Genomic DNA, 4,345 nt, shown 5'->3' with positions numbered 1-4,345 from the left:
GGTGCGGGGAGCTTGTCGCGCAGGCGACGGGCGATGAAGCCGGCGGGGGAGTGCACGGCGGGCGGCAGTCCGCAGGACAGGGCCGTGCCCAGTTCCAGCTCGCTCGCGCCGTGTGCCAGCCAGCGGGCGGCGAGCGGGGCCAGCCGGGCCGCCTCGGCGACGCCCAGGGCGAGCCTGGCCTCCCGCCGCCCGAGGCGGTGCAGCGCGGCCGCCGCGCGGGCGACCAGCGGCTCGTCGGCGAGGGTCCCGGGGTGGGAGGTGTTCTCCTTCTCCCTGTTCTCCCCCTTGGGGGATGCGCCGACGGCCCGTACGGACGGCGCACCGGCGGTCGGGAGGCTGCCACCCGGTGCGGCGAAGGCGGCCTCGATCTCGGCGGGGTCGCGCAAGGGCACGTTGGAGACGAGCACCTGGGTGGTCCAGCGGCCGGTCTCGCGGCTCTGCGTGCGGCGGGTGTGCACATAGCCCTCCGCCTCCAGCTGCTGCCGGGCCCGGCGCAGGGCGATGCGCCCCTCGGGCATCTTCTCGCCGATGGACTGCAGGGTCTCCCGGGACCCCTCCGGCAGGGAGAGCGCCCACTGCAACAGCCGTACGGCGGTGCCGTTCAGGCGTGGATGGCGGATGAGGTCGTTCGGCGTCTGGGAGAAGAAACGGGTCGGCGGGATAGCATGACAAATCATGTGCGGGGCTCCTTGGCGAATCAAGCCTCGTAGGTGTAGGCCCCCGGCCGGTGTTGGCGCACCACGGGGGCCGCTTCATGCGCTGGGCACGAAGGGTGATCGGCCGATTACTCTACCGGTGTCCCGGTGTTGTCGGCGACGAAGAAGACGAACGCCGTCCACGCCTCGCCGGTGAAGGCGAGCGCGGGTCCGGCGGGGTCCTTGGAGTCCCGTACGTGCACGGCGCCCGGGGCATGGGCCACCTCGACGCAGGCACCGCCCTCGCTGCCGCTGTAACTGCTCGTGAACCAGGCGAGTTGGGACGTCATAGCTCCCCCGCAATCTGCTCGATCACTCTGGCGGAGTCCCCCACGCTGAGGGCCTGTGAGCGGATCATCGCATAGCGCTGGTGGAGTTTGCTGACCTCGTCCCGGCCGTCCACCAGCACGCTGCGGCCCTGGACTTCGAGATAGGCGAGCAGCCGCAGATCGTGGGTCTCCAGCAGGTGCATCGGTCCGTCGAAGCCCGCGTGAGCCTCGTGGGAGAGCGGCATCACCTGGACCGTCACATGACGCAGCGCCGCGGTCTCCACCAGCCGCTCCAACTGGCGCCGGTGCACCGCCCGTCCGCCGACCGGACGGCGCAGCACCCACTCCTCGATGACGAAGGCGAGCTGCGGCGCCGGGGCGCGGGTCAGCAGCGCCTGCCGGGCCAGCCGGGCCCGTACGCGGCGTTCGACCTCCTCCGTCTCCAGGGTCGGGCAGTAGGCGCCGAGCACGACGCGGGCGTACTCCTCGGTCTGCAGCAGGCCGTTGATGACCTGCGTGTCGTAGGTGTAGAGGCTCACCACCGCGCGCTCCAGCTCCGCGTACTCCTCGAACCAGGAGGGGAACTCGGCCCGTTCGAGATGACGCGCCGCGGACCGCAGCACCCCGCCGCCGTCGCCCAGCAGGGTTCCCGCCCTCTCCACGAACGCCGGCGGCGGCATCCGCTCGCCGCGCTCGATCTTGACCACCAGCGACTTCGAATAGCCGACGTGCGCGGCCAGTTCGTCGGTCGACATCCCGCGGGCCTCCCGCAGGGACCGTGCCACTGAACCGAACATCCGCATGCTGGCCGAGCCCTCGCCCTTCGCGGACACGGCACCACCTCCCCGGTACACACGCCGTACACAGCCGCGGACCGGTCCCGACACAACTGATCCGGGGTCAGATCCGCCCTGGTCAGGCTAGCCACGGCACGGAACCGTTGGACCCATGACGCAGGAATCTCCACCCGCGGCGGCGATGCGCGTCGTCGCCGAGCCCGCCCGCATCGCCGAGGTCCGCCGGGCCGTACGCGAACAGCTCCGCGCCTGGGGGCGCGAGGACCTGGCGCCCGCCGCCGCGCTGTGCGTCACGGAGATACTCGCCAACGTGCACCGGCACGCGGGCTCCCCGGAGTGCGAGCTGACCCTGGACGACCTGGCCGCGGAGGGCGTGCGGGCCACGGTCAGCGACCGCTCCCCCGTCCTGCCGGTCCCGGCCCCCGGGCCGCCGGACTGGGCGGCCGAACGCGGGCGCGGCCTGCACCTGATCGCGGCGGCGGCGCACCGGTGGGGCGTACGGCCGACTCCCGACGGCAAGCAGGTGTGGGTGGTGCTGCGGTGAGGCCCGCCTCGTGGACCTGGCTGGACGACACGGCGTTCGGGCCGGTGGCGTTCCTGCTGCTGGCCCATCCGCACGGGAGCGGGACGGAGGAACTCGCCGCGCTCCTCGGGCTCGCCGAGCCCGGGCGGCGGCTGCCGGAGCTCGGCGAGCGGATCGCCGTCCCGCGTCCCGGGCGGGCCACGGTGCGCGGCCCGGACGGCGGCCCGCTGCTGGAGGTCGCGGCCGGGGAGCGGTGGTCCGCCTTCGTCGCGGGCGGGGGACCGGTCGCGCTCGTCGTGGGGCTGGACCCGCTCGCCCGCCGCGCGCCGCTGCCGGAGGTGGAGACCTACCTCGCCCTGGGCACGACCGCCGGACGCATCCGGCTGGGGATCAGCCGGCGGGCCCCCTCACGTCCCTAGCCCAGCGCCCGCAGCTGGTCCAGGAACCACTGCTGCGGGGGGAGCGCCGTCGAGGCCGCCGCGAGTCGCTTGGTGGCCTCGGCCCGCTCGCCGTGCGACACGGACAGCGCCTGGTGGAGGGCGTTGGCCGTGGCCCGGATGTCGTACGGATTGACCACGAACGCGTCGTCGGCCAGCTCCTCGTACGCCCCCGCCTCGCGGGAGAGGACCAGCGCCACGCCGTCGTCCGAGACGACCGGGATCTCCTTGGCCACCAGGTTCATGCCGTCGCGGATCGGGTTGACCAGCGCGACGTCCGCCAGGCGGTAGGCGGCCAGGGAGCGCGCGAAGTCGTCCTTGACGTGCAGGACCACCGGCTGCCAGCCCGGCGTGGCGAACTCCTCGTTGATCTCCTCGGCCAGGTCGGAGACCTCGTCCGTGTACTCCCGGTAGACGGCCAGGTCGTGACGGGAGGGGTAGGCGAAGGCGATGTGCACCACGCGCCCCTGCCATTCGGGGTGGTCGCGCAGCAGCTGCGCGTACGCGAGCAGGCCGCGGATGATGTTCTTCGACAGCTCGGTGCGGTCCACGCGCACGATGACCTTGCGGTCCGGGCCGCCCACGGCCTCCTGCAGCGACGCCAGGCGCTCGTCCACGTCCGGCTGGTGCGCCCGCTCCCGCAGGAAGTCGGCGTCCGCGCCGAGGCCGTGCACCCCGATCCGCGTGGTGCGGCCCTTGTACGTGATCGTGAGGCTGCCCTCGTCACGGATGACGGAGGCGCCCAGCACGTCGGCGCAGCACGCGGCGAAGGCGTCCGCCCAGCGGCGGGTCAGGAAGCCGGCCCGGTCGGCGCCGAGGATGCCGCTCAGCACCTCCGCGGCGACGTCGTCGGGCAGCAGGCGGAAGTAGTCCGGCGGGGCCCACGGGGTGTGCGAGAAGTGGCCGATGCGCAGGTCGGGGCGGCGCGAGCGGAGCAGCTGCGGCACCAGCGCGAGGTGGTAGTCCTGCACCAGGACGGCCGCGCCCTGGCCCGCCTCGTCGGCGAGCGCGTCGGCGAAGGCGGCGTTGTACGCCACGTACGCCGCCCACTGCTCGCGGAAGTCCTCGTCGAAGACGGGCTCCAGCGGGGTCTGGAACAGCATGTGGTGGACGAACCACAGCACCGAGTTCGCGATGCCGTTGTAGGCCGACGCGAAGGTGTCCGCCGGGATGTCCAGCATCCGTACGTGCTGGCCGCCGGTGTCGGCGGTGGACAGCCGGCCCGTGCCCCCGGAACTGCGCAGGACGGCGGCCCGGTCCCCCTCGCCGAGCGCCGCGCAGACCCAGACGGCGTCCGCGTCCGGCCCGATCGCGCTCAGGCCCGACACGAGTCCGCCGCCGCCGCGGCGGGCGGTGAGCGTGCCGTCCTCGCGGAGGCTGTACGACACGGGGCCGCGGTTGGACGCGACCAGTACGCGCGCGGCATGCGATGCGACCATGCGGCCAGCCTAGCCACGCATCCCCGACCGCAAACGTACGAGCTAGCCCAGCCGGGGGTTCCAGCCAGGTTGTGGGCAGGCGGTCCGCCGCCAGGCGTGGGGGCACCCCCAGCGGAGCTGGGGGTGCCCCCACGCCTGGCGGCGGACCGCCTGCCCACAACCTGGCTGGAACCCCCGGCTGGGCT

Annotated in this window: 6 protein-coding genes; 2 read left to right on the top strand and 4 right to left on the bottom strand. The window is 73.7% G+C overall.

Annotation, left to right across the window (positions count from 1 at the left end; all coding sequences use genetic code 11):
• From PV350_RS44970 to PV350_RS44960, 3 genes are all read right to left on the bottom strand, one after another.
• The coding region (locus PV350_RS44970; protein WP_500339109.1) for a hypothetical protein at positions 1–677 on the bottom strand (677 nt) is incomplete at its 3' end.
• A gap of 107 nt (positions 678–784) precedes the next feature.
• Positions 785–985 carry a DUF397 domain-containing protein gene (locus PV350_RS44965; RefSeq protein ID WP_500339108.1) on the bottom strand — a complete coding sequence of 67 codons (201 nt, stop codon included), beginning with the start codon at positions 983–985 and terminating at the stop codon, positions 785–787.
• Positions 982–1,797, bottom strand: a complete 816-nt coding sequence (locus PV350_RS44960; protein ID WP_499512496.1) for a helix-turn-helix domain-containing protein — start codon at positions 1,795–1,797, stop codon at positions 982–984. Before PV350_RS44960 ends, PV350_RS44965 begins: the two co-directional genes overlap by 4 nt.
• 115 nt (positions 1,798–1,912) lie before the next feature.
• On the opposite strand from PV350_RS44960, the gene PV350_RS44955 reads away from it, so the two are divergent.
• Together PV350_RS44955 and PV350_RS44950 are read left to right on the top strand one after the other, a co-directional pair.
• Positions 1,913–2,305 (top strand): ATP-binding protein, encoded by a 393-nt coding sequence (locus tag PV350_RS44955; protein WP_026251177.1) that lies wholly within the window; start codon positions 1,913–1,915, stop codon positions 2,303–2,305.
• Positions 2,302–2,703 (top strand): hypothetical protein, encoded by a 402-nt coding sequence (locus PV350_RS44950; RefSeq protein WP_500339107.1) that lies wholly within the window; start codon positions 2,302–2,304, stop codon positions 2,701–2,703. The genes PV350_RS44955 and PV350_RS44950 overlap by 4 nt, the downstream gene beginning before the upstream one ends.
• Here PV350_RS44950 and PV350_RS44945 read toward each other — a convergent pair.
• On the bottom strand, positions 2,700–4,160 hold the full coding sequence (locus PV350_RS44945; RefSeq protein WP_499512494.1) for an alpha,alpha-trehalose-phosphate synthase (UDP-forming): 1,461 nt from the start codon (positions 4,158–4,160) through the stop codon (positions 2,700–2,702). The two genes, PV350_RS44950 and PV350_RS44945, sit on opposite strands and share 4 nt — an antisense overlap.
• Positions 4,161–4,345: the final 185 nt, after the last annotated feature.

The organism is Streptomyces sp. PA03-6a (assembly GCF_033792765.1).
GTDB lineage: Bacteria > Actinomycetota > Actinomycetes > Streptomycetales > Streptomycetaceae > Actinacidiphila.
This window is presented reverse-complemented; position numbering and strand designations above follow the sequence as displayed.